The organism is Desulfosediminicola sp. (genome assembly GCF_048381775.1).
Lineage (GTDB): Bacteria > Desulfobacterota > Desulfobulbia > Desulfobulbales > Desulfocapsaceae > Desulfopila > Desulfopila ganghwensis.
Genome location: NZ_JBLXGE010000006.1, coordinates 303,880 through 328,739 on the forward strand (window position 1 = coordinate 303,880; position 24,860 = coordinate 328,739).

A 24,860-nucleotide genomic window follows, 5' to 3' on the forward strand; every position below is an offset into this window, starting at 1 on the left:
TTACTTAGGAGTCGGGAGATCGCTTTCGAGAAGGAGACACTCGTCATCGAGGTTCGCACCTGTCTCGCCAACGTATGCGTTAGCAGCACCCTCAGCGGTGGTACGCACTGGGAATTTGAAACGCTTCATTGCGCCGTTACGGAATTTAACGGTCCACATGATGGAATCTGCACTACGCATTGGGTGAACCTGGCCGCCCATAGGTACGAAGTCATCGTAACCACGAACGAAAATAGCACCCTGCGGGCAAATCTTGACACAGGAGTAGCACTCCCAGCATGCATCCGGTTCCTGATTGTAGGCTTTCATTTCGCCTTTTTCGAGTACCATCAGGTCGTTCGGACAGATGTACATGCATGCGGTCTTGTCTCCACCCTTGCAGCCATCACACTTGGAAGGATCTACATAACTTGGCATTAAACTACCTCCTCAGTTAGTTTTAAACAATGTGGTCCCGACAAATTCAGGACCAGCTAAACCTATACTCTTGTACTGCAAAATAAAACATCTAAACTCAACCCCGCTAAGCCTATTGAGGCCGTACTGCCGTGAACATCCTCAAGAAACTTACGCGGTTTTAGTTACCAGATGAACAGATTATAAACCCACGTAAAACCAATAAGAAACTACTGAACGGTCCCTCATTTATTTAACGAATTTTTTTTATAATTGGTTGCCATACTATTGTCAAGAGAATTCACACTAAAGCTTACTATGTCACGAGTAGCTTTTACGTGCAAGTACCTCCCTTGGTTTCGCACCATCCGCAGGCCCTACCAACCCTTCCTTTTCCATGGTCTCAATCATTCTTGCGGCCCTGTTGTAGCCAACCCGTAACCTTCTCTGCAGGGAAGAAATTGAAGCCTGACCTGACTCCGTAATGAACTGGACAGCCTCATCATATCTTTCGTCATAATCCTCATCGCCATTCTCCCCGCCACCTGCCGATTCTTTTTCAATCTCCTCAATAATCGTGTCGTCATATGTCGACTCTCCCTGCTTTTTGAGAAACTCGACAATTTCAGAAGTTTCTTTCTCAGAGATATACGCGCCATGAATCCGCTGCAGACTCGAACCTCCCGGTGCAAGGTAAAGCATATCACCAGCACCAAGCAGATGTTCTGCCCCGCTGGTATCGAGAATAGTACGTGAGTCGATCTTGGAAGAAACCCGAAAGGAGATTCGAGTAGGGAAGTTTGCTTTGATTAGACCGGTCAAAACATCAACTGATGGCCTCTGGGTTGCAAGAATAAGGTGAATACCTGCGGCGCGAGCCATCTGGGCAAGCCTGGCAATAGCCGCTTCCACATCCTTGGATGCCACCATCATCAAATCGGCTAATTCATCTACAATCACAACAATATACGGCATTTTCTCCTCTGCCGTCTTGTTGTAAGAATCAAAGGATTTCACTTTTGCTTCTTCAAGCATCTTGTAGCGACGTTCCATCTCACGCACCGCCCAGTTCAATGCCCGGGAAGCAAGTTTGGGATCAACTACCACCGGGTGAAGCAGATGCGGAATGCCTTCATACCCTGACAGCTCAATGCGTTTAGGGTCAATCATCAAAAAGCGCACCTCATCAGGCGTCGCATTATATAATATTGAAGCTATTATGGTGTTGATTCCTACCGACTTTCCTGCTCCGGTTGCACCTGCAATAAGTAAATGCGGCATCTTTGCCAGATTGCCCACAGCTATATTACCGATCACATCAAGACCAAGTGCGATGGTGAGCTTTGAAGAGTTGCTTCTGTACTGTTTCGCACCAAGCAGATCACGGATATAGACTATTTGCCTGTTCTCGTTAGGAATCTCAATACCAAGAGCGGCTTTACCCGGAATGGAGCCGACCACGCGTACCGATTTTGCTTTCAGCCCGAGGGCCAGGTCATCAGCAAGCCCGACAATTTTATTTATTTTGATACCAGGTGCCGGCGAAAATTCGTAGGTGGTAACAACCGGCCCCGGGGAAATGCCGACCACACTGCCGGAAACACCAAAATTCTTGAGCTTTTGTTCCAACTGTTTGGAGACCTTGTAATACACCTCATGATCAACCTTCTCCTGCTCCTGCTCGTTTTTGGCGAGCAGGGAGAGCGGTGGCAGTTTCCAGTCACCTCGAGCCAATTGGGTCATGGCAAATTCATCATCCTTTGCTGACTCAACAACCTTTTTGGGCAGTTCCTTGACCACGGGTTTGCTGCTTGCCGGCGGTAACGCAGTTTCCACAACCGGTTTCGCCTCACGTTCGGGCTTCAGAAGTTTCTGTTTGCCCCCAACCCTGACAGAACCATCCTCTTTTCCCCTGGACGCATTCCCGACAAAACTGAACAATCTTCTAGCAGTAGCCCCAATCAGCATCAACAATCGGTAAGGTGAAAACTGGACTGAAAGCATCAGCGACAGAAGGAAAATAAAAATCAGAACCAACAAAGTTCCGCCATTTCCCATCAACGAGCTGGCGAGGGAGAAAAATGACCTGCCGAGGAAACCACCGAGTTCGATATAATCGGGATTATAGAACGCTGTAGCAGAGAGCAGACCACAGAAGGAGATCACTGCGCCTGTGAGTCCGAGAGTAACCTGAGGAAGACGCTCAAAAGACATGCGTGGGCTGAAAAATAATGCAGAAAGCAGCAGGAGAAGAACAGTGAGAAGGTACCCACCCCAGCCGACAAAACCGGATACAACCTGGGCAATGAGAAGACCTATCTCGCCGCACCAGTTGGAACCGGTATCAAGACTTGCTGAGAGAAGGCTCAGGAAAAGAAATAGAGAGGAAAATATGCCGAGAACAGCCACGAATTCCTGTTTGAATCCGGGGCGAGACTGCGCTTTGTTTTGAGTCATAATGTGCAGAATGCTCCTGAAGATACTGATTGATAACTATTAAAACAACCAAGCAAAGTAGTCGGAAATTACTAGAATTGCAAGGCCGCCAAGTTTCAAAGGATCTTCAGGAACTGCACTATGACCTGATTGAGGTTTTTACAGCGTCGAGGACTCCATTAATGAAGGCCGGAGATTCATCACCGGCAAATCGCTTAGCGATTTCAACTGCCTCGTTTATTGCTACCTGATCGGGAATCTCATCATCGGACATCATCTCAAAAACAGCCAGACGCAGTATATTGCGATCTGTGGCCGCAATCCTGGCCAGCCGCCAGTTACTGGCTGCCTGTTCTATACAGGTATCAATGTCGATGCGGTCCCTCAGGATACCCCCAAGCAGCTGCTGCGCATACGGCCGTGCTTTCCTGTTTACCTGATACAAGGTACAGAAAGAATCAAACCGTTCTAAAAAATTTTCTACCTGGTGACCTTCCTCCAGCATAAAGTCCTCTTGAAAGAGGAACTGCAGGGCGGCCTCACGGGCTTTTCGACGAACTCCCATAAAATTTCAACTTAGTGTCTAAAATACCAGAACAGGAGGTCGAAATCAGATATCGACCAGACACCTTTCTTCAGACCTCCTGTACTAAAAATTACCGGAAGCAGTATTCCTGCCTCCGACTACTTCTCTATTCCTGCTTTGCGTATATCAGTCAATATTTTCAAGCAGGTTCGCCATCTCAATGGCAGCGATGGCAACCTCAGCACCCTTGTTACCGGCCTTGGTACCACTGCGTTCAATTGCCTGCTCAATGGTCTCGGTGGTAAGAACACCGAAAAGAACAGGGATGCCGCTTTCAAGACTCACCTGGGCAGTACCCTTGGATGCCTCATTGACAACCACGTCAAAATGAGGGGTCGCGCCACGGATAACGGCACCAAGAGTTATGATTGCGTCATACTTTTGTGTTCCTGCGAGCTTCTTGGCAGCAAGAGGAATCTCGAAAGCACCGGGTACCCGAACAACATCAATATCATTGTCCAGTGCACCGGAACGAACCAGGGAATCGATTGCGCCTTCAAGCAATTTATCGGCAACAAATGAGTTGAATCGCGCAACAATTATGCCGAATTTTTTGCCATCAGCTTTGAGGTTCCCCTCAATAAAATTAGCCATCTTTTCTCCTTAAGCCATATCTATTCTCATAAAGCCTTACTGCTATCTGGTTAACAGTACGGCCTACTCTTCAACTTCGATAAGGTGCCCCATACGATCGCGCTTACAGACGAGGTAACCTTTGCTCTCATCGCCTGCGGCAATCTCAATAGGAAATCGGGCGACCACCTCGAGACCATACGCCTCAAGGCCAACAATCTTCTTCGGGTTGTTGGTCAAAAGCGCCATCCGGGTAATTCCGAGATCACGGAGAATCTGAGCACCGATACCGTAGTCACGCAGGTCGGCATCGAAACCAAGTTTGAGGTTCGCTTCAACAGTATCGAAACCTTCATCCTGGAGATTATACGCTTTCAACTTATTGACCAGCCCGATTCCACGCCCTTCCTGGCGCATGTAAAGAACGACACCGGCACCTTCCTGATCGATCATCTGCATGGCTGCACTCAGCTGAAGACCACAGTCGCAGCGGGAAGAACCGAACACATCTCCGGTAAGGCACTCTGAGTGGACACGCACCAGAACTTTATCCTGGTTACTGATATCACCTTTCACCAGTGCAAGATGCTCAAGCTCATCAACATCGTTGGTGTACACGATAGAACGGAACTCACCGGCATGCTCGGTCGGAATACGTGCTTCAACCTGCCTGTGTACCAAAACATCCTGCTTCAGGCGGTAGGCAACAAGATCAGCGATGGTCGCAATTTTCAGGTCGTGCTCTTCTGCAAATTTGACGAGGTCAGGCATGCGGGACATGGTCCCGTCATCATTCATGATCTCACAGATAACACCCGCGGTTCGCATTCCGGCAAGACGGGCGAGATCTACCGACCCTTCAGTCTGACCGGTACGAACCAGCACACCGCCTTTTTTGGCTCTTAGCGGGAAAATATGGCCAGGGCTGATCAAATCACGGGGCTTTGCATCCGGCGCTACTGCCGCCTCGATGGTACGGGCACGGTCTGCGGCGGAAATACCAGTTGAAACTCCGGTACGGGCTTCGATGCTGATGGTAAAACCAGTTCCGTATGGTGACTTATTATTGGTGACCATCATCGGCAATTCGAGCTGGTCCACAATATCCGGACTCATGGTCAGACAGATCAGACCACGACCGTATTTGGCCATGAAGTTAATGTGCTCGGCGGTACACGCCTCGGCTGCCATACATAAATCACCCTCGTTTTCACGATCTTCATCGTCAACCAGAATGATCATCTTACCAGCTTTGATATCTTCAATTACTTCTTCTATAGGACTTACTGCCATAGCATTCACGAGTAAAAAGGTTAGTTCAATACCCGACTAAAGGGTGCTTTAGAGGAACCCATGTTCGGCTAGGAACCCCGGGGTTATATGAGCCTGCTCTTTCTGACCGTTGCCGGCAAGCCTTCCACCGGCGAGGAGCAGATTTTCTATATATTTACCGATCACATCCACCTCAATGTTTACACCATGGCCAGCTTTGAGCTGACCAAGGGTGGTAACCTTGAGGGTATGTGGAATAATAGATACAGAAAAGGTACCGGGTGCGCAACTGTTAACAGTAAGACTAATACCATCTATTGTTACGGAACCTTTCTCAATTATGTACTTCGAGTGAACTTCGGGCAAGGTGAAGGTGAAGATAGTGTAATCACCCACCTGCTCTATCCGTTTCACATCGGCCATGCAGTCTATATGACCCGAGACCAGATGGCCACCAAGCCGGTCTGAGAGTTTCAGAGCCCGCTCCATGTTGATGGAATCGCCTACGGTAAACTTCCCAAGCTTGGTACGGGAGAGCGTTTCCGGCGAGACATCTGCGGTGAAACGACGACCTGTAATATTATAGGCAGTAAGACATGCTCCCGAACACGCTATGGATTCGCCTTCCATTGGCTCATCCAGGTCAAAGCCTGCTTCGAGATCAAAAGCCACACCTCCGCCCACTGTTCTCCTGGCCAGTAATTTGCCGACGCCTTGTATTATTCCTGTGAACATATTATCCGGCCTGGACGGATGCTATGCACCCGCCTCCAGTTCCTTAGCTTTCTGCTCGAATTCATCAGCAGTGGCTGCATGCTTGAAATTACGATGAATTGAAGCGATAGTCCTGTACGCATCAGCAGCCTTGGCTGGCTCCTCTGCCTCAATATAAATTCCGGCAAGAGTTTCGAGCAACTCGACACTGCCACGCGGATTATTGTTGTTCTGATGGGTATCGAGGATGTCGAAACACGCTTCCACAGCCTTACCATAGTTCTTCTGACCGCGATATACCTCTACAAATTTAGAAGAAAGCGCCATAAGACTCATGGGATCATCAAATTCAATACAGAGATCCCAGGCACGCTTGTAATGATTCTCTGCACCTGTGAAATCACCCTTGGCAAGACAGACATGCCCAAGCTGGTTAGCTGCATTGGCAATCCCGGTCTTATCTCCCTTTTCCTCGTAACCGAGAAGGGCATTATGCAGGGAAATTGCTGCCTGGGAAAGGTTACCGTTATCAAGAAAGCGCTTGCCTTCCTCATAATCGGCCTTTACTGGATCCGCAGGCTTTTTATTCTTATCATCACTATCACCGGTCATCGGACCGATGGAATTTAAATTCTGAATCGGATTACTCATAGTTATTCTTTTTTACCTCCCTGAATTGCCGCAAGCGCGATCGAGGCCTCGTTGGCAACAGTAGTGGAAATCATACGGCCTTTCTCCCAGATCAGCAGCTCAGCCTCATCTCCGGACAAAGCCATAATTTGAATGGACGCCTCAGAAGCCGTGATTCGACCAAGCAGCCGTACAACATGACCACGGACTGCCGCATCAGGATGCTCCAGGAAATGAAAAAGGTTAAAAAACGGAGTGTCACGGATCAGATCCGGCCTCGTTTCCGCAATTTCACCCAAGGCCCATAGCACCTGTACTCTGGTTGTGTCCTGGCCCAGGAAATTGAGCAGATACCTGGTAAAGGCTCCAAAGATATCTGGCCGGCCAGCGATCACGCTCCCAAGCGTTTCGACCATTCCCCAGTGGGTAGCCGCAGAATCATTGCACGCCTCATAGAGACGATGTAATAACTCTGAGACCTGTCCTGGCTCGCGGGTCGCAACTCGGGCACTTACCTGGCCTATCATCCAGGCCACATGCCACCTCTGGTCATCATAGGGAGTATAAAGCAACCGTTGCATGAGCCGGACAGTCTTCTTGTCGTCAAAACAAAGCGCAACAAGACCGTCGACATCAGACTGCTCGACCATCTCCTTCACCAACCGTTTGTTGGCCCGCTGCTTCTTCCTGTTTTTGTCGGGAGCAGGCTCGACCACTGGCCGGTTCTCATCCAGCATCTGCTGTACAGCTTCCTGCTGGAGACCATTCTCCTTTCGGGCTTTGATGCGACTGGCGATGTCTTTAATCTCAGTGTGCAGACGTACGAAGTAGAGAACACCTCGGACCGGGCGACCATCGACATTGCCTTTGTCCATTACCTCGTGGTACTGCTCATCATAGTTCTCTATCCGGCCCGTGAGGTAATCATCTTCCGGCAGCAACTCCCAGGCAAAGTCCCAGTTGTCCTTACAGGCATGAACCAGCGCCTCAACCATGGCGGCACCAACATTGTGGCCGGTTGCGTCACTGGTATAAATTGCTCCACACTGGCATTCACCTACCGGGAACTCATTGAGCTTTCTTTCGGCAGCATCACCGGGACGTCCTACCTTTTGCCCGCAAAACGGGCACCACGGCGGATTCTTGATATCTGACTTACTCATGGAAACTCTTTGTTAAGGTGGATTTCTGACTTCGGCTTACTGCAGCTTCTCTGCTAGCGCTGCATTGAAGTTTGGATCCACCGAATATCCGAGTTCCTGAGCTTTCAGCATATGCTTGTGTGCCTCTGCGAATTCCTGCTTGAAATAGAGGGATACTGCAAGATTATTGTGACCAAGTGCAGAGTCAGGTTCAATCTCAAGAGCCTTGAGGGCCGCGGTGACAGCTCGGTCATCTTCGCCCTTCATGGTGAGCACGGAAGTGAGGTTCAGCCAGGCTGTAACAAGTTTAGGGTCATATTTCAGAGCAAGGTCGTAATTCTCGATTGCTTTCTCCAGCTCGTTGCTCTGCTGACAGATAAGGCCGAGATTTGCGTAGGCCTGTGCTGATTCCGGCTGAACTTTGACAGCTTGCTCGTTGAGAGCCTTCGCTTTATCGAGTTTACCCTGACCAAAGAAAATTGCGCCGAGATTTACCATGCTGTCAGCATTCAGGGGATCAATCTCGATAGCTTTTTCAAGGGATTTAATCGCGTCTTCAATCCTACCCGCCTTCATGTATACCAGGCCGAGATGATGATGGGCCATCAACGACTCCGGATGTTGCTCGCACTTCTTCTCAAGTTCTTCGATGATCTTTACGAGATCTTCGCTAAGTTGCTCTGCCATTGCTCACCTCAATATTAAAAAATGTCTTTCATCCGGATGAAAGCATATTATGCTCTCCCCGGATGGGATTATATCACGTCAGTACAGCAACATCAGCTAGATGCATGACCAACATTGCTGCTTACTTGTAGACCTAAAAACGGTCTACACTATAGACACCATCGATCGACATGCAAGAAGAAAAAAGTCGGTTTTTCACATTTGTGCGACCCTGTTCAACTATTGAATTTATCTGTGCAGGAGATTACCAGCTCCTTGCTCTGATGAGCCAGAACCTGTCTAGCCTGCACAACGTCTCGACTAATTTGTTCGGCGAGATCCTTCACACCACTGAATTTTCGTTCGCTGCGGATAAACTCAAGCAGATTGACTTTTATAGGTTTACCGTAGATATCCTGATTGAAATCGAAAATATGTGTTTCTGCGACCAACTCATCTTCGCCAAAGGTGGGGTTGCGACCGATATTGATTATGCCACCATAACATTTTCCGTCACAAATAACTTGTGAAACATATACCCCCAGCCTAGGCACCAGGTCCTCTTTGGCAAAACGAAGGTTGGCAGTGGGAAAGCCGATCTGCTTGCCGCCACGTTGTTTTCCGTATTGTACTTCACCGCGGATCTGGTAACTTCGACCGAGAAGCCTTCGGGCCTCGCCCATGTTACCTTCTGCAAGCAAAGTTCTTATACGGGTTGAGCTGACAAGCATATCACCTACATACTGAGCCTCGACTACGGTCACCGAAAATCCTTTCTCTTCCCCTTGCTTTTTGAGAAAGGGGATATTTCCTGACCGGTTTTTCCCAAAGGCATAATCGTACCCCACCACCAACTCTTTCATGCCAAGTCCACCGAGCAGAACTTCGTCGACGAAGTATTCGGCCGTTGTCTTGGCAAACTCCTTGGTAAATGGGACGACCAGCATCACGTCGATACCGGCCATCTCAACGAGCTCTATTTTCTGCTCGCAATTGGAAATCAGCTTAATTCCCCCAGGCCGAAGAACCTGCAGCGGATGAGGGTCGAATGTTATGGCAACACTTTTCCCGTTCAGCCTGTTGGCCCTGGCCGCAACTTCGGCAAATAACTGCTGATGCCCAAGGTGAACACCATCAAAATTCCCAATGGTGACACAGGCGTTAACCAGCGGTCCGTCGATATCCTCAATCTTCCTTACTATTCTCATTTCTTAAAAACTAATTTGATATTTTTTTAACTTTTGTGAAAAATAAAGTGTTGACAAAAAACTCACGATCAAGCATTATCACGGCCGTTGTCGCAAGCCGAAGTGGCGGAATTGGTAGACGCGCTAGGTTCAGGGTCTAGTGGGGGCATCCCCGTGGAAGTTCGAGTCTTCTCTTCGGCACCAAATGAATAAAGGGTTACAGTCTTCATGACTGTAACCCTTTTTTTATTTGATAGTGAAATCATCATCGAATCTCCTTCCTTAATGTAGACAGTGCTGGCCTGGCGGATTTGCATCCTAAACCAAGTGCATAACTTTATATTCTTTTGTCTTGCCCTGCGTATCCCGGCATACTCTCCATGTCCGATAATCCGTACAATCTGCTTTTCGGGCCACAGATACAGAATGCCCAGAAAAGCAGGATGCCGTATATCATGAAATCGCCTTTCACGCAATCATGTTAGAACATCCGGAGGATGAGCAGCCAGCCGGAAATGCATACCCTTTCTCCAGCAGCCCAACACAAGCAAGCCCGGCAGGGATCTGATGATGACACTGACACTATGTACATAAGTTATAAAAAAACTACTCATTTTCAAAAAATCCCGATACTATAGCCGATCTCAACTGCCAGAGGATCTGTAATTAAAATAATTTTGCCAGGAATTTCGAGCCGACTTGATTTCTACATGGTGGTACCACCACCTCCTTCCACTCCAATATTTTCATAATCAAGCACGATTCTTCTTGATATATAAAGAAAATTTAATAAATATTTCACTTTCACTTTCACTACCCTGCATCATTCTCTTGAAGGGAAAATGAAAACCCTGACAACCCCGCAAGGGTGGCTATATCAATAAAAGTTATAGGTTATTTCAGCAAATCTGAACGTTTGCTGCCCTTTCCTTTGCTCCTTTCACTGTTTCACTTTCCGACATACACCTGAAACTTTAACAACTTAGAACGAAACCCAACCTCGATCGCCTCCGAAGTCAGACCTTGACTGCACTCTGAAAAGACCCTAATATGAGGCTTCGCACATTAATCATCTGCCTGATTTTTAAGGCGGATGGAGCAAATATTTCATTTTTCTAATCGAGGAATTCAAGAATGCTTGAACTCAAAAAAGGTGTAGATATCCTGGAAGCAGTCGGAGGAATTGCTACCATAGAGGATGCAAAAGCCGTTCTTTCCGAGCGACTTGACGAAACCAACCAGCAAAAGTTATCCGTTGTAAAAAATCAGGATGCTCTCATCAAGATCGCCAACGCTATTGTAATGTGCGGCCCTGAGAAAGTTTTCATCAATACCGGCAACGATGATGACCAGCAGTGGATTCGTGAGTATTCCCTGCAAAAAGGTGAAGAAGCCAAGCTTGCCAAGCCAGGCCACACCATTCACTTTGACCTGCCTCAGGACCAGGCCCGACTGGTGAATCAGACCTATTACATCATCAACGAAGGCGAACAGATGAGTTCGCTGGCAAAATCGCTCTTACGTGACGAGGCTCTGGACTACGTAAAAGAATTCATGCCCGGCGTTATGGCCAATAAGGTCATGATGATTGGCTTTTACGCACGCGGTCCTGTCGGAGCTGAAGCTGCCATCCCAGCCATAGAAATCTCCTCTTCATCCTATGTTATGCATTCTGCCGAGCTCCTCTATCGTAACTGCTACGAGGCTTTTGACAAGGAAACTGAACGAGCCGGACTTTTTTACACCAACGTGCACGCCGAAGGTAATAATACCCCGGAAGATGTACCCAATGCCCGGATTCTTATGGACAGAAGCTGGCAAACCACGTTTTCTACCTTCTGTACTTATGCAGGTAATACCCTGCTGCTTAAAAAAGGTAATCACCGGTTTTCTGTCGATTACGCGACCTATTACAAACTTGGCGAGCAAATCTCCGAGCACATGTTTATCACAGGCCTGACCGGTCCCAACGGCAGAAAAACCTTCTTCGCCGGTGCTGCCCCTTCCGGATGCGGCAAGACAACCACAGCCATGGTCGGTACAGACTTTGTCGGGGATGATCTGGCCCAGATGTGGATCGCAAAGGATGGTTCTTTACGGGCAATTAACCCTGAAAAGGGTATTTTTGGCATAGTCGAGGATGTTAACCGGGAAGGTGACCCGTACTTGATGGATTGCCTGCGTGGTGACGGCACCGAAGTAATCTGGTCCAACGTACTGATAGATGATAAAGGTGTACCGCACTGGGTCGGTAACGGTGAGCCTGTACCAGAGAGAGGCATAAACTTTCAGGGTGAGTGGTACAATGGCAAACTCAACTCAGACGGCAAGCCAGTTCCCATGTCACACAAAAATTCACGCTGCACCCTGCTTGCATCCGCCATCGCCAATCATGCCACCGAGATCTCCGAATCCCCTGAGGGAGTGCCGGTAAAAATTATTACGTATTCCGGTCGTGATGCCGATACCATGCCACCCGTCTGGGTTGCCAAGTCAATGAACGAGGGTGTTGTGATAGGCGCTTCCATCGTATCAAAGGCCACGGCTACCGAGGTGGGCGCCTCCGGTGTACGCAGACAACCCTGGGCGAACGCACCTTTTATCCCCGGTGCTCTTGCCGATTACATGAAAGCTCAGTTTATCTTTTTCAATTCACCCGAGTTTTCCGATTCTGACAGACCAATCATGGCCGGACTCAACTATTTCCTCACCCATGAGAACAGAGGTGGTTCAGGGACCGGGTTGCTTGGTGAAAAACGGGATGTGCGCGCCTGGCTCGGCTGGCTTGAACTCTATGCACACGGAGATGTAGAGGCCATCGAAACCCCGATCGGCTTGATTCCGAAATATGAAGACCTGAAGAAACTCTTCAATGGAATTGACAAGGAATATCCTAAAGCTCTCTACAACATGCAGTTTGCCCTCTATGTGGATAATATAGTCGGAAGGATTGATCTTCAAACCGACGCCTACCAGAAAGAGACTGGCATCCCTGTCGAGCTTTTTGAGGTTTACCAAAGGCAGAGAAATGCGCTTATTGATCTCAAGGCCAAGTACGGAAGTGTTGTCAGTGCTGATGACCTGATCCTGAGTCAGCCTTAGGCGGAAACAGCTTTTTCACCGCTCTGAAAACGAGTTACATACCAGAAAATTCAGGTCGAGGGTCCCCACCCTCGGCCTTTTTTGTTTTTTGGGAAAAAATACGTCTTGCTTACAAACAGTTACCTTGCCAACTCAGCCAACCGGACCTATTGTAGAGGCTGATAAGTTATGAGAGAAAAAACGCCTGACAACACAAACCACGCAACCTCATCTACATAACCTCGCTACACGCACATCAGGATGCTCCCCGTAATTTCCAGGATTGAACGTGACTGAAAACCAGCACCCTACCCAGACAGTTACCCAGACCAATAACCAACAACAGGCAAACCTCTTTTCACTGGTGCTCTCTGCAGCACGAATCAATCACACTGTGCAAAAGATTGATTCCGCCAACTGGGAGATACACGTCAACCGTCGGGATTACCCCAAGGCCGATTACGAATTGGGTGTCTTTATCGAGGAAAATCGAAACTGGCCGCCAAGCCAACCGGCTCAGGATCAATTTGCCCCAATATTTCAGGCACACACCCTGCTCCTGATTGGCATAATGGTTCTCTTTTTTTCTGTTACCGGAAGCTGGTCACCACTGTCGGAGTGGTTTCAACAAGGCGCAGTCAACTCCAGCCAGATTCTTAACGATGGGGAATATTACCGGCTGGTAACTGCACTGACACTTCATTCAGACATAGTTCACTTGTTGAGTAATTGCTTTCTTGGCGCTTTTCTGTTGCACTTTTATTTTCGCATCCTCGGAAACGGAATAGGTCTTGCCGCCCTGCTTGTTGCTGCAACTTCTGCCAATATGCTGAATGTCATAGGTCACGGACCAGGCCATCTCTCTGTTGGTTTTTCCACAGCGGTTTTCTCGGTAATTGGAATATTATCTGCTATTAATTTCCGACATTACAAATTGAAACGTCCAGCCAGACTGCTGCTACCGCTCATGGCAGGGGCTGCGCTGCTGGCAATGCTCGGCAGTAGCGGAGAAAGAACAGACCTGGGCGCCCATTTCTACGGCTTGGCAACAGGGCTTATTACTGGTTTATTTTTAAGTTTTGAGACGGTCCTTAGACAGAGGGAAAAATTTAAACTGCAGCTTATACTGGCACTATCAAGCTGGTTTATTGTACTCATGGCATGGTATTATGCTATCAATTGACGCCATACCCGTGCCCAACCGCCGAATCGGGTTGAAATATTGATACGATTTGGTAGCATCTAAAACAGTAAAGACTTACCTGTTTAGAATTAAAAGCTTATAGAGTTATTCACTTTTTTTCACCCGGACACTGACATGGTTAACTCAGTGTTATCCGGAACATTTCAGTTTAGGAGATTTTTCTATGTCCATGCAGGATCAACAGCCTCCTTGGGGCCGCAAAAACAAGCCCCAGACTCCGGAAGAAATGGTTGCACAGCTTATAAAAAAGCTGCAGGATTTCTTCTCGGAAAACCAGAAACAAAGTCCCGGCCCAAACGGCTCCACGCCAGAACGCAAGCCGGTCAATCCTTTTGCCAGCATAAGCAAAATTCTAGCTATCATCCTTGTGCTCATCATGATCCAAGGTGTCTACTCATCGGTATTCAAGATCCAGCCCAGTGAAGTCGGTGTAATACTTCGACTTGGTAAATACGTTCGTACCGTTGACCCGGGTCTGCACTTCAAGCTTCCCTACCTCGAAGCTCTGTACAAAGTCGATATTGGGCAGATCAGAAAGCAGGAATTCGGTTTCAGAACCCGCTCCAGCCAAGTCAGTTCATTTGACAGAAGCGCCTATGAAATGGAATCACTGATGCTGACCGCAGACAAAAACGTCATCAACGTTGCCTGGATCGTTCAGTACAAAATCAGCGACCCTTACCAGTATCTTTTCAAAGTAAAAGATGTCAAACAGTCTGTTCACGATGCCTCCGAAAGTGTGACCCGTCGTGTCGTGGGTAACATGGACTTCGACTATGTTCTCAGTAACCGTGACCTGCTCGCTGCAAGCGTAAAGAGCGAACTGCAGACAGAGCTAAACAGGTTCGAGGCTGGTGTCACTCTGGTTACCGTACAGTTCCAGGATATCAATCCACCGGAACAGGTTAAACCTGCCTTTAACGAAGTGAACGCTGCCGACCAGGACATGAGACGTCTGGTTAACGAGGCACAGGCCCAGTACAACAAAGTTATCCCTAAAGCTCGCGGTACCGCACTGCAGATTATGGAAGAGGCTCGTGGTTACGCCGCTGAGAGATTGAACGAAGCCAACGGTCAGACAGACAGGTTCCTCTCCATTCTGAAAGAATACGAAAAATCACCCGAGGTAACCCGCACCCGTATGTACATCGAGACGATGCAGGACGTGCTGCCCAATGTCGAGTCTGTATACATCATCGACGAGAATCAGCAGTCGCCAATTCCGCTTTTGAACATTGGCAGCTCACCAGCTATCGCAGCCCCGAAGACCAACTAGTGTGGAAACCATAAGGAAGCACAGATGAAACAAATAATACAGTTTTTCTCAGTCGGCCTCATTCTCCTGGCTATCACTGTCATATATGACGGCTTTTATATTTTAGAAGAAGGTCAGCAGGCTGTTGTCACCCAGTTCGGTGCACCTGTCGGCGACCCCGTAACCGATGCCGGACTGCATTTAAAGATGCCATTTATCCAGCAGGTTAATGAGTTTGAAAAGAAGATCCAGATCTGGGACGGTGAACCAAACCAGATCCCTACCAATGATAAGACTTTCGTGTTCCTCGACATTACCGCTCGCTGGAAAATCTCCGACGCACTCCGGTATCTGCAGGCAGCAAGTGGTTCTGAGGTTCGGGCCCAGTCCCTTCTGGATGACATTATCGGCGGTACCGTTCGCGATATGGTGAACAAAAATAATCTGATTGAGATTATCCGCAGTTCTGATTGGTCTGAAGATACCATGACCCCCGGCATCAGTAATGAGGCTATGGGGACCAGACCGGTGATGGGTCGCGACAAGATTGCCGACATTATCCTCGAGACCGCAGGCAGGGCAACCCCACAATACGGCATTGAGCTGGTTGACGTAATGATCAAACGCGTCAACTACATCGAATCCGTACGTGAGAGAGTTTATGACAGAATGATCTCCGAAAGACAGAGAATCGCTGCAGAGAAACGTTCTTTCGGTGAAGGTCAGAAGAATGAGATTCTCGGTACCATTGAGCGAGAGCTGAAGGAGATCATCTCCAACGCCAACCGTGAAGCACTGATAATCCGCGGTAATGCTGATGCCGAGGCAACCCAGATTTATGGTGATGCTTACTCTCGGAACCCTGACTTCTATCAGTTCCTCAAGACTCTTGAAAGCTATGATAAGGTCATTGGTGGTAACACCAATCTGGTTATCTCTTCGGATTCCGATCTCTATCGCTACCTGAAAAGTGTAGAACCAACCAAATAAGCTGACAGAACTTCGGAGTACTAACGAAAAAGGGGGACATTGCTTGCGCAACGTCCCCCTTTTTTATTGGCGTAATTAAAGCAGGTTCACAGCTTGATTACGAATCCAGGCCATCACTTGTTCCGGGATAAGCTGGTTTCTGCTCAGGTTTATACGGTATACGTCCTTTCGTCTCCAGCAGTTCCTGGAATTGATCCAATTCTGCATTTGACTCAAGACTCTCGACATCGAGCTTTTCAAAGCGACAGTTACATTTATTCAACTGACCGTCACACCATGGACAAATCTCCACAGGGCAACCCAGTACATGAACCTGGCCCACTGCAACCTGGCAGGCGGGGCAGACTTCTTCGCCAATTTCTACTGCAAGTTCTTCCTGCTCTTCGATCGGGCTGTAGGACTTAACAAACTCATCATTCGTGCCATGACCGAAAAACTGAAGGATGTCAGCGGGTACTTCATCCTGATTGAATTCTCCGAGGATTTGTGCCTGCCCTTCAGATACCACAGCATTATACACATGGTTGGCAGTAGTCAACGCCAACAGGATGACTCCCTGAATAGTGTCCAGTCGCTGAATTTTTACCACAGCCTCTTCCCGGGTTTCCGGCAACACCCTGTAAAACTCAAGCAAAACCTCCAGCGCTTCAGAGTTATTTTTGTATTTCTCGACCAATTTTTTCGCTGAATCTCTCTCGGAATCGGTTACCCCGTACTCGATAAATATATCTAGTTCTCCGATCAACTTCTGCTGGGACTTCTCGGGCAACATCATTTTCCTGACTCCTGTATTATCAATTCTCAATGTAAAAGTAGTATTTTCAGGCCACACTGCCTGGCTAAACCTCAGTCACTTTTTTTTGCAAAACGCTATAAATTACACACCCGTCATTTACCAGGCACTAAAAATTGTCGCAAACAGTAGCTTGAAATACATTCAGGAGTGGTGCTCACCCATCAAAACAGTACCCCAGCTCATGAGCTGACAGGTGGCTACCTGCAAGAGCGCAACTTTGATTGTTGCGTAACACCTTCGTACAGCCTCATGCGAACCGCTATGCCCCGCCTGACGGGCAACCACGTCGAAATAAAAAGAAAAATTGCGTTGTTCTCTATTTTCGGCTATATTACTGACGAATCGATGGAAATACGGTCCCAACATGGTCGTCTGTTCACCCCGCTATCAGCACCATGCCAGCCCGCCAGGACCGCTCCTTTCGGCAGCAAATTTCATGCACCCAGACATTTTCATTCTACTGTAATCGTACCGTCTGTGCATCAATCAGCAGTAACTTTCCCTAACGCTTGCCGAATAAATTACTGAAGTGTGTGTTACCATTTCTGGTCACCGTTTCAACAGCTACGAGGTATACCTATGTCCCAGGAATTTGCGCAGCTTTGTATTGATGGTCAAACCTATACTCTTCCGATCGTTGAAGGTACTGCTGGTCAAAAAGCTATTGATATCAGAACGCTACTTAAAGATAGCGGCTACATCACTCTCGACAGCGGCTACATGAATACCGGCTCCTGCACCAGTTCCATTACCTATCTCGACGGCGGAAAAGGAATTCTCAACTACCGCGGTTACGCCATTGAAGATCTCGCAGAAAACTGCCAGTTCATCGAAGTAGCCTACCTTATCCTCAATGGGGAACTGCCGAACTTTGAGCAACTCGAACAGTTCAAAAGGGATATGCGTCGGTTTGCCCTGATTCATGAGGACATGATCCATTTCTTCGATCACTTCCCGCCTAACGCCTCACCAATGTCCATCCTTTCCACCATGGTTGGTTCGCTGCACAATTTCTACCCGGAAATGGATGTCGAAGAAGATCCTTATGGCGGAATTATTGTAACCACTGCACGACTAGTGTCAAAAATCAGAACAATCGCAGCCTTTTCCTATAAAAAGAATATAGGCCATCCACTGGTCTACCCCAATGCAAAATTGAACTATGTGCAGAACTTCCTGCACATGATGTTCGATCGTCCAAATATGCCCTACGTCATCAAACCTGAAGTGGCTTCCGCATTGAACAAACTGCTCATTCTCCACGCCGACCATGAGCAGAATTGCTCAACATCAACTGTCCGCCTGGTAGGCAGCGCCGGAGTTAACCTCTACGCTTCGATCTCAGCAGGCATCAGCGCCCTCTGGGGGCCGCTCCATGGTGGTGCCAACCAGGCAGTTCTTGAAATGCTCGAACTGATCTATGCAGATGACTGTAATTACAAGAAATATATAGAGAAAGCCAAAGATAAAAATGATCCGTTCAGGCTCTCCGGTTTCGGCCACAGGGTATATAAAACATTCGATCCGCGTGCTAAAATCATCAAGGATGCCTGCCATGAAGTGCTTGTTGCACTTGAAATTGAGGATCCATTACTTGACATTGCACTGGAACTTGAGGAACGCGTAAGAAAAGACGATTATTTTCTCTCCAGAAACCTCTACCCCAATGTGGACTTTTACAGCGGTATCATTTACCGGGCCATAGGCATTCCCACAAATATGTTTACCGTTATGTTTGCTCTCGGCCGACTACCAGGCTGGATTGCCCAGTGGCGTGAAATGAAAGAAGATAAACACAATTCAAAAATCGGCAGACCCCGACAGGTATATACTGGCCACAATCTCCGACAATTCATACCGATGCACCAGCGCAAGTAATTCAGCATACCCGGTTCTGCAAAATAAAAAGGGAGCGAATCCGGCTGGATCACTCCCTTTTCTTTTGCAATTACGCCCATGCAAAAATGGTTATCAGGATTTAGCCAGACTTTTCCCGATCTCAACATTAACCACCAACGGCACATCAAGTTTCATAGCGCCTTCCATGGCCAATCGAACCATCTCGCTGGTCTCTTCAACCGCATGTTCAGGTACCTCTAAAACGAGTTCATCGTGAATCTGCAGCAACAGCTTTGCCGGGCTGCCTGTTTCTGCGATCTTGTGCTCAACCTGCAGCATGGCAAGCTTGATAATATCGGCTGCTGTACCCTGGATTGGGGTGTTAATCGCCATGCGCTCTGCAAATTCTCTGCGCATTTTGTTCTTAACATCTATCTCGGGACAGCCTCGGCGTCTATGCATCAAGGTGGTCACATACCCATCGTTTCTCGCCTGCTCGACAATATCCTCCATAAACTGTTTCACTCCGGAATAGTGAGCAAAATACTTATCAATAAAATTCTGCGCATCCTTTCTGCTGATATTCAGCTGGTTGGAGAGACCAAAACTGCTCATGCCGTAAACAATTCCGAAATTGATGCTCTTGGCAACTCTGCGCATATCCGGAGTTACCAGCATAGGGGATACTCCAAAGATCTGTGCCGCCGTTCTGGAATGAATATCCTCTCCTGCGTTAAAAGCTGCGAGCAGGGCCTCATCCTGCGAGTAATGGGCCAGAACCCGAAGATCGATCTGAGAATAATCAGCAGACACAAAAGTATAGCCCTCCGCCGGCACGAACGCCTGGCGAATCCGATTGCCCTCTTCAGTTCGAATCGGAATATTCTGCAGATTAGGATTACTGGACGAGAGACGTCCGGTAGCAGTAACTGCCTGGTTGAATGAAGTGTGGATTCTACCAGTAATTTTATCACGCAGAGAGGCCAGCTTATCCACATATGTCGACTGCAGTTTGGCGAGTGTACGGTACTCAAGGATGAGGGCTGGCAGTTCGTGCTTAGAGGCAAGTTTTTCAAGCACTTTAACATCGGTCGAATAGCCTGTTTTTGTCTTCCTGCCATGGGGAAGCTCTAAATCCTCAAAAAGTAACTGTCCAAGCTGCTTAGGTGAATTTATATTAAACGTTTTTCCTGCGAGTTCATAAATGCTTGCCTCAATTGCTTCGAGTTTGCCCGCGAACTCAAGCGAGAGTTCTTTCAGAATCTGCTCATCCACACAGATTCCCCTCACCTCCATATCGGCTAATACCGGGACAAGCGGCATTTCGAGATCATAAAAAAGCTGGTCGAGATCTTTCTCAACTATCTGCGGTTCGAACTCCTGCCAGAGTTGCAGGGTGCCATAAACATCTTCACAGCTGTAATCACATGCTTCTTTCAGACCTACATAGGCAAAGCAGTCTTCACGACTATCTTTGCCGACGACATCCTTAAAGGCTGTCATTTTTATGCCGCGCTCAAAACAGAGATCATCAAGCTTCAATGAACGCCCTGGAACTTCAAGCAGGTGAGCCGCAATCATGGTATCGATCAGTCTGCCAGCAAGGCGAATGCCCCAATGCTGATCGAGTACGGTAAAATCATATTTCAGATTATGAGCGATTTTGGCAATGGTCGGATCGGAAAACAGCGGCTCCAGTATTGATTTAACCAACTCCTCATCAAGTTGGCCTGCCACCCGTTCCCCTGCTTCGTCACGATGTCCAACCGGCACATACCAGGCCTGATCTGAGTCTGCACAGAGAGAAATACCCACCAGTTTGGCCACGCGAGCGTCAAGCGAGGTGGTTTCAGTATCGAACACCACCGAACCGCACTCTTGCAATTTTTCTACAACCGCCTTCAGCTCACCCTCATCGGTAACCAGTGAAAATCCGTCTGTCGATATTTTCTCCGACGTATCGATATCCTTCAGAAAGGTGGTAAACTCGAGTTCAGTAAAGAGTGCGGCAAGTTTTGCATCGTCCGGTTTCTGAATCGAATAGACATCGAGTGCCACTGGTACTTCGGCATCCTCCTTGAGCCTGATCAAATCTTTGGAAAGATAGGCGGATTCCCTGTTTTCGATGAGTCGCTCTTTCATCTTTGACTTTTTCATCGACTCAACATTTGCATAGAGACCATCAAGGTCGCCGAACTCGGCAATCAATTTTTCCGCGGTTTTCTGCCCTACTCCTGGCACACCTGGGACGTTATCGGAGCTATCGCCAATGAGGGCGAAGATTTCCAGAAGTTTATCCGGGGTGACTTTATACTTTTCGACAACAGCCTCAGAATCCATGACTTTGTCTTTCATGGGGTCCCACATGACAATGGAATCACCAACCAGTTGCAACAGATCCTTGTCTCCGGAGACGATGACAACGTTATGGCCTTTTTCGGCAAGTTTCCTGGCCGATGAAGCAATGAGATCGTCTGCCTCAATCCCCTGTTCTTCAAGACAGAGTATATTTGAAGACGCTACAAACTCCCGGATATAGGGAAGCTGCTGGGCGAGATCTTCCGGCATTTGCGGCCTGTTGGCCTTGTATTCCTTATAAATTTCATGTCTGAAGACAGGTCCTCGGCTATCCCAGGCAACTGCAATGTATTTCGGGTCGCGTTCGCGCATGATGCGTCGAAGAATATTTATGAATCCAAAAACAGCGTGGGTCATCATGCCCTTACTGTTGGAGAGAGGTTTAACCCCATGGTACGCTCGGTAAATATAGGCGCTGCCATCTATTAAGTAGACATCTTCTTTCACGAAATGAACTCCTTTGGCGACTGTGTTTATATGAAAATGTTTGACCTATCTATACCGCATCACCGATTTCTACGCATGTTTTAATCTCTGCCATTACTGCGAAAGAACATTACCCATTCATTCCCTGGCACAGAAAAACGCTCAATAAAAAAGGCCGCAGACAAAAAACGTCCGCGGCCTGAAATGTTAATATGAGACTCTACTATTACCTTGCGGGCCTTACCCATGAGGCTTGCGGCCCCTTGTCTCCTATTGTTTCACCAAAATAGACGCTGTCTCCTTCGGTAAGCTGCTCCATATCAATATTTTTCAGCGCATTTTCATGAAAATAGATATCTCTGTTATCAAAAGAGGTTATAAAACCATATGACTCAAAAGGGGATAGTTTACGAATAACTCCTATCTTATCTGTTTCATCGTTGGTGTGTGCCTTAACGTTTTTCCTCTTCTTGCGAAGACATTCCTTTAACTGTAAAGCCAGGATATCAAAGGCCTCTGTCAGCAGCGGTCGAACGGTTTCTCCTTTTCTGGCAACAACTACTGTGTCATTCGGAATAGTCGCGATAATCTTGATCTCAAACCCTCCTTCCTTATGATGAGCAGTTCCTTCGATGGAGACGCGCAGGTGAAGAACCAGACCGGCGTAATGACGCACCAACTTGTTCTTCTCCTCTTCGATCTTAGTCTGCCATCCTTTGCGTAACTCAACATTCCGGGCTTCGATCTTAAGTTCCATAGAGTTCCTCCGTTGAATACTTCGATAGTGGTGCACTTTCTCCACCATCCACTGCATGCGACGTAGCGCATTCCCTGATGATTTCAGAACAGAGCGCCTTACCGGCCAGAGATAACCTTCAGCCACTCTCGTTCATCACCTTTACTTACAGTATATTTCGCAGAGGCTCAGAATCAAGCTTAGGGAAGTTGTTTAGGCACAAGAAAATTATGATCCAAACGAATTCGATATCGAATATTGGCAAAGTATGGCGGATTGACAGGGAATACAGTAGAATGTATTCGCCTTTCCGATCACCACCCCTTTAACTATTCGTGATTAAATGAATAATCATCCAGTAGGTATTGTTCTGCTCAATATGGGCGGCCCGGACACTCTTGAAGATGTCCCTCAGTTTCTCTACAATCTCTTTTCCGACAGAGACATAATTAAACTAGGGCCTTCTTTTTTGCAGAAGCCACTCGCCCGTTTGATTTCCAGACGAAGAGCTGCCAAAAGTCAGTCCATCTATAAAAAAATAGGTGGTGGCTCTCCGCTAAGAAAAATAAGTGAGCAACAGGCTGCCCGGCTGGAAAGAGAATTATCCGCAGACGGGAAGTTCATCGTTCGTGTTGCTATGCGGTACTGGGCGCCGAGCTGTGAGGAGGCCCTCACCGAGTTAGCGGACAATGGTGTTGCAAAAATTATCGCCCTGCCTCTCTACCCGCACTACACCAAGGCAACCTCCGGATCTTCCATTAACGACCTGATCGCTACCCATAAAAGGTGTATGCCTCAAATCCCGCTGGAGATTGTCCGTTCGTGGCCGGAAGAACCTGGGTATCTCGATGTTCTGGCCCAACGAATCTCTGCTACCGCAGAGGAATTCAAGGGAGAGCCATTCGAGTTGGTTTATAGCGCGCACAGCCTGCCGGTGTCGTTTATCAAAGAAGGTGATCCCTACGTTGATGAGCTCGCTAAAACCATCACCGGTATCGAGGAGCGGTTGCAGCTCAAGGGAACACTGTGTTACCAGTCGAGAAGTGGCCCCGTCGAGTGGCTCTCGCCTGAAACATCTGAGACCATAGACAGGCTGGCAGCCAACGGGTGTACAAACATTCTGATGGTGCCGATAAGTTTCGTTTCAGATCACGTTGAAACGCTTTATGAGATTGATATGCTTTTTAAAGATCACGCCGCAGAGCTGGGAGTTCGCCTTATTTCAACTCCCTCGCTCAACTCTGACCCAGCTTTCATCTCGTCCCTGCGCTCCATCATTCTTAGACAACTCAAAAACAACTAGCTGCTGTATAGAAAAAAATGGGGATGAGCTGCCAGCATACAGCTCATCCCCATTCAGTTATTGTCTTGAGTCAGACAGGTCCAGGTAAAATATCCCTACCGTTCCAACAACAGATCCGCAGTTGATGACTAGGTCACCCCGGGAGGATTATGGGTCTGAAATCTTCTCATCCGCACATTCATCAAAATTCCCAACGCCGCGACAGTGGTCAACAGAGAGGACCCGCCATAGGAAACCAGTGGCAAAGGAATACCAACAACCGGTAAAAATCCGAGTATCATCAAGAGATTTATTACCGCCTGCCAGAAGATCAACATAACAATTCCATACGCAAGCAATACACCAAACCTGTCGCGGGCATTCATCGCCACATACAGTCCCCAGAGCAGCATAAAAAAATAACAACCGAGAAAGAAAAGACAACCAACAAATCCCCACTCCTCTCCCCAGACCGAGAAAGCAAAGTCGGTGTGCCGCTCCGGCAAGAAGTGCAGGTGTCCCTGGGTACCTTCCATATATCCTTTACCGAATTTTCCACCACTGCCTACAGCAATCTTGGATTGAAAAATCTGATACCCACTGCCCATCATATCCTGCTCGGGATTGAGAAAGGTTTGAATGCGCTGCTTCTGATAAGGTCGCAGTAATTTTTCCCAGGCGAAAACCACCACCACCAAAGCGGAGGTCCCTAAAGTTGCGATGGTGGAAAATTTCACTTTTACAAAGAGCGTCATCGACACAAAGATGATGCCAAGCATCAGCGCCGTACCGAGATCCGGCTGCAGCAAGATCAGCAAAAAGGGAAAGCCTGTCAGCAAGATGGGCATGAGCAGTTGCTTGAGGTTATAACCGTCGATGACCTCTTTTCTGGAATAATAGCTGGCCAAGGAAATGACAAGCATCAGCTTGGCAGGTTCTGAGGGCTGAAGATTAAAAAAACCAAGGTCAATCCAACGCTGTGCACCACCTGCCTTACTGCCGACAAAGTACGATAGGAGTAAAAGCATGATAACAAGGAAATAGAACGGATAATTCCAGATATGCAGATCGTTATAGTCAAAACTCAGAATGACCAGACAACAGGCCGCACCCATCAGGAAAAAATACGCCTGCCTCAGATAGGGTGGTGTCCCATATGGTTTGGGTGGGTAGGAAGCACTGTAAAGATTAAACAGTGCCATACCACAAACAAGTAGAATAAGCAGCAGCAGTACGAAATCAAAATTTTCAAAATGCCGCCGGTCAACACGAATCATATATATATCCTCTC

21 protein-coding genes and 1 tRNA gene are annotated in these 24,860 nt (G+C 47.8%); 7 read left to right on the top strand and 15 right to left on the bottom strand.

Annotated elements, in window-relative coordinates:
• The 10 genes from aprB to ACN5NT_RS12530 form a co-directional block, all read right to left on the bottom strand.
• Entirely contained in the window at nt 1-417 is a 417-nt protein-coding gene (gene aprB / locus ACN5NT_RS12485) for an adenylyl-sulfate reductase subunit beta (RefSeq protein WP_136798101.1), read from the bottom strand.
• Between the two features lie 300 nt (nt 418-717).
• Nucleotides 718-2,853 (bottom strand): DNA translocase FtsK, encoded by a 2,136-nt coding sequence (locus ACN5NT_RS12490; protein ID WP_419175625.1) that lies wholly within the window; start codon nt 2,851-2,853, stop codon nt 718-720.
• Nucleotides 2,854-2,971: 118 nt separating this feature from the next.
• The gene (gene nusB / locus ACN5NT_RS12495; RefSeq protein WP_419175626.1) at nt 2,972-3,397 is read right to left on the bottom strand and encodes a transcription antitermination factor NusB; all 426 of its coding nucleotides are present in this window, start codon (nt 3,395-3,397) and stop codon (nt 2,972-2,974) included.
• A gap of 147 nt (nt 3,398-3,544) precedes the next feature.
• Nucleotides 3,545-4,012, bottom strand: a complete 468-nt coding sequence (gene ribE, locus ACN5NT_RS12500; RefSeq protein ID WP_136798104.1) for a 6,7-dimethyl-8-ribityllumazine synthase — start codon at nt 4,010-4,012, stop codon at nt 3,545-3,547.
• 63 nt (nt 4,013-4,075) lie between these two features.
• Nucleotides 4,076-5,284: a bifunctional 3,4-dihydroxy-2-butanone-4-phosphate synthase/GTP cyclohydrolase II gene (locus ACN5NT_RS12505; protein ID WP_136798105.1), complete on the bottom strand. Its 1,209-nt coding sequence runs from the start codon at nt 5,282-5,284 to the stop codon at nt 4,076-4,078.
• Nucleotides 5,285-5,332: 48 nt separating this feature from the next.
• Entirely contained in the window at nt 5,333-5,998 is a 666-nt protein-coding gene (locus ACN5NT_RS12510; protein ID WP_419175627.1) for a riboflavin synthase, read from the bottom strand.
• A gap of 21 nt (nt 5,999-6,019) precedes the next feature.
• The gene (locus ACN5NT_RS12515; RefSeq protein WP_136798107.1) at nt 6,020-6,628 is read right to left on the bottom strand and encodes a tetratricopeptide repeat protein; all 609 of its coding nucleotides are present in this window, start codon (nt 6,626-6,628) and stop codon (nt 6,020-6,022) included.
• A gap of 2 nt (nt 6,629-6,630) precedes the next feature.
• Nucleotides 6,631-7,770: a DVU0298 family protein gene (locus ACN5NT_RS12520; RefSeq protein WP_136798108.1), complete on the bottom strand. Its 1,140-nt coding sequence runs from the start codon at nt 7,768-7,770 to the stop codon at nt 6,631-6,633.
• A 36-nt stretch (nt 7,771-7,806) separates the two neighbouring features.
• Nucleotides 7,807-8,436: a tetratricopeptide repeat protein gene (locus ACN5NT_RS12525; RefSeq protein ID WP_136798109.1), complete on the bottom strand. Its 630-nt coding sequence runs from the start codon at nt 8,434-8,436 to the stop codon at nt 7,807-7,809.
• A 215-nt stretch (nt 8,437-8,651) separates the two neighbouring features.
• On the bottom strand, nt 8,652-9,623 hold the full coding sequence (locus tag ACN5NT_RS12530; protein ID WP_136798110.1) for a bifunctional riboflavin kinase/FAD synthetase: 972 nt from the start codon (nt 9,621-9,623) through the stop codon (nt 8,652-8,654).
• A 96-nt stretch (nt 9,624-9,719) separates the two neighbouring features.
• Here ACN5NT_RS12530 and ACN5NT_RS12535 point away from each other — a divergent pair.
• From ACN5NT_RS12535 to hflC, 5 genes are all read left to right on the top strand, one after another.
• A tRNA-Leu gene (locus ACN5NT_RS12535) sits at nt 9,720-9,806 on the top strand.
• A gap of 930 nt (nt 9,807-10,736) precedes the next feature.
• Nucleotides 10,737-12,704 carry a phosphoenolpyruvate carboxykinase (GTP) gene (locus ACN5NT_RS12540; protein WP_136798111.1) on the top strand — a complete coding sequence of 656 codons (1,968 nt, stop codon included), beginning with the start codon at nt 10,737-10,739 and terminating at the stop codon, nt 12,702-12,704.
• Between the two features lie 268 nt (nt 12,705-12,972).
• Entirely contained in the window at nt 12,973-13,866 is an 894-nt protein-coding gene (locus ACN5NT_RS12545) for a rhomboid family intramembrane serine protease (protein ID WP_419175628.1), read from the top strand.
• 184 nt (nt 13,867-14,050) lie between these two features.
• Nucleotides 14,051-15,163 carry an FtsH protease activity modulator HflK gene (gene hflK / locus ACN5NT_RS12550; RefSeq protein ID WP_419175629.1) on the top strand — a complete coding sequence of 371 codons (1,113 nt, stop codon included), beginning with the start codon at nt 14,051-14,053 and terminating at the stop codon, nt 15,161-15,163.
• A 24-nt stretch (nt 15,164-15,187) separates the two neighbouring features.
• A complete protein-coding gene (hflC, locus tag ACN5NT_RS12555; protein WP_419175630.1) occupies nt 15,188-16,132 on the top strand; it encodes a protease modulator HflC in 945 nt (314 codons plus the stop codon).
• Nucleotides 16,133-16,229: 97 nt separating this feature from the next.
• Here the strand turns inward: hflC and ACN5NT_RS12560 are convergent, their stop codons facing one another.
• A complete protein-coding gene (locus ACN5NT_RS12560) occupies nt 16,230-16,907 on the bottom strand; it encodes a hypothetical protein (RefSeq protein ID WP_419175631.1) in 678 nt (225 codons plus the stop codon).
• 162 nt (nt 16,908-17,069) lie between these two features.
• Nucleotides 17,070-17,294 carry a hypothetical protein gene (locus ACN5NT_RS12565; protein ID WP_419175632.1) on the bottom strand — a complete coding sequence of 75 codons (225 nt, stop codon included), beginning with the start codon at nt 17,292-17,294 and terminating at the stop codon, nt 17,070-17,072.
• Between the two features lie 213 nt (nt 17,295-17,507).
• Between ACN5NT_RS12565 and ACN5NT_RS12570 the strand changes: the two genes are divergently transcribed.
• A complete protein-coding gene (locus ACN5NT_RS12570; RefSeq protein WP_136798116.1) occupies nt 17,508-18,806 on the top strand; it encodes a citrate synthase in 1,299 nt (432 codons plus the stop codon).
• A 93-nt stretch (nt 18,807-18,899) separates the two neighbouring features.
• Here ACN5NT_RS12570 and polA read toward each other — a convergent pair whose 3' ends face one another.
• Both polA and ACN5NT_RS12580 read right to left on the bottom strand, forming a co-directional pair.
• On the bottom strand, nt 18,900-21,572 hold the full coding sequence (gene polA, locus ACN5NT_RS12575) for a DNA polymerase I (RefSeq protein ID WP_419175633.1): 2,673 nt from the start codon (nt 21,570-21,572) through the stop codon (nt 18,900-18,902).
• Between the two features lie 205 nt (nt 21,573-21,777).
• On the bottom strand, nt 21,778-22,308 hold the full coding sequence (locus tag ACN5NT_RS12580; protein ID WP_419175634.1) for a cold shock domain-containing protein: 531 nt from the start codon (nt 22,306-22,308) through the stop codon (nt 21,778-21,780).
• A 322-nt stretch (nt 22,309-22,630) separates the two neighbouring features.
• On the opposite strand from ACN5NT_RS12580, the gene hemH reads away from it, so the two are divergent.
• On the top strand, nt 22,631-23,590 hold the full coding sequence (gene hemH, locus ACN5NT_RS12585; RefSeq protein ID WP_419175635.1) for a ferrochelatase: 960 nt from the start codon (nt 22,631-22,633) through the stop codon (nt 23,588-23,590).
• Between the two features lie 128 nt (nt 23,591-23,718).
• Here hemH and rodA read toward each other — a convergent pair whose 3' ends face one another.
• Complete coding sequence (gene rodA / locus ACN5NT_RS12590; protein ID WP_136798120.1) at nt 23,719-24,846, bottom strand: rod shape-determining protein RodA; 1,128 nt, start codon at nt 24,844-24,846, stop codon at nt 23,719-23,721.
• Nucleotides 24,847-24,860: the final 14 nt, after the last annotated feature.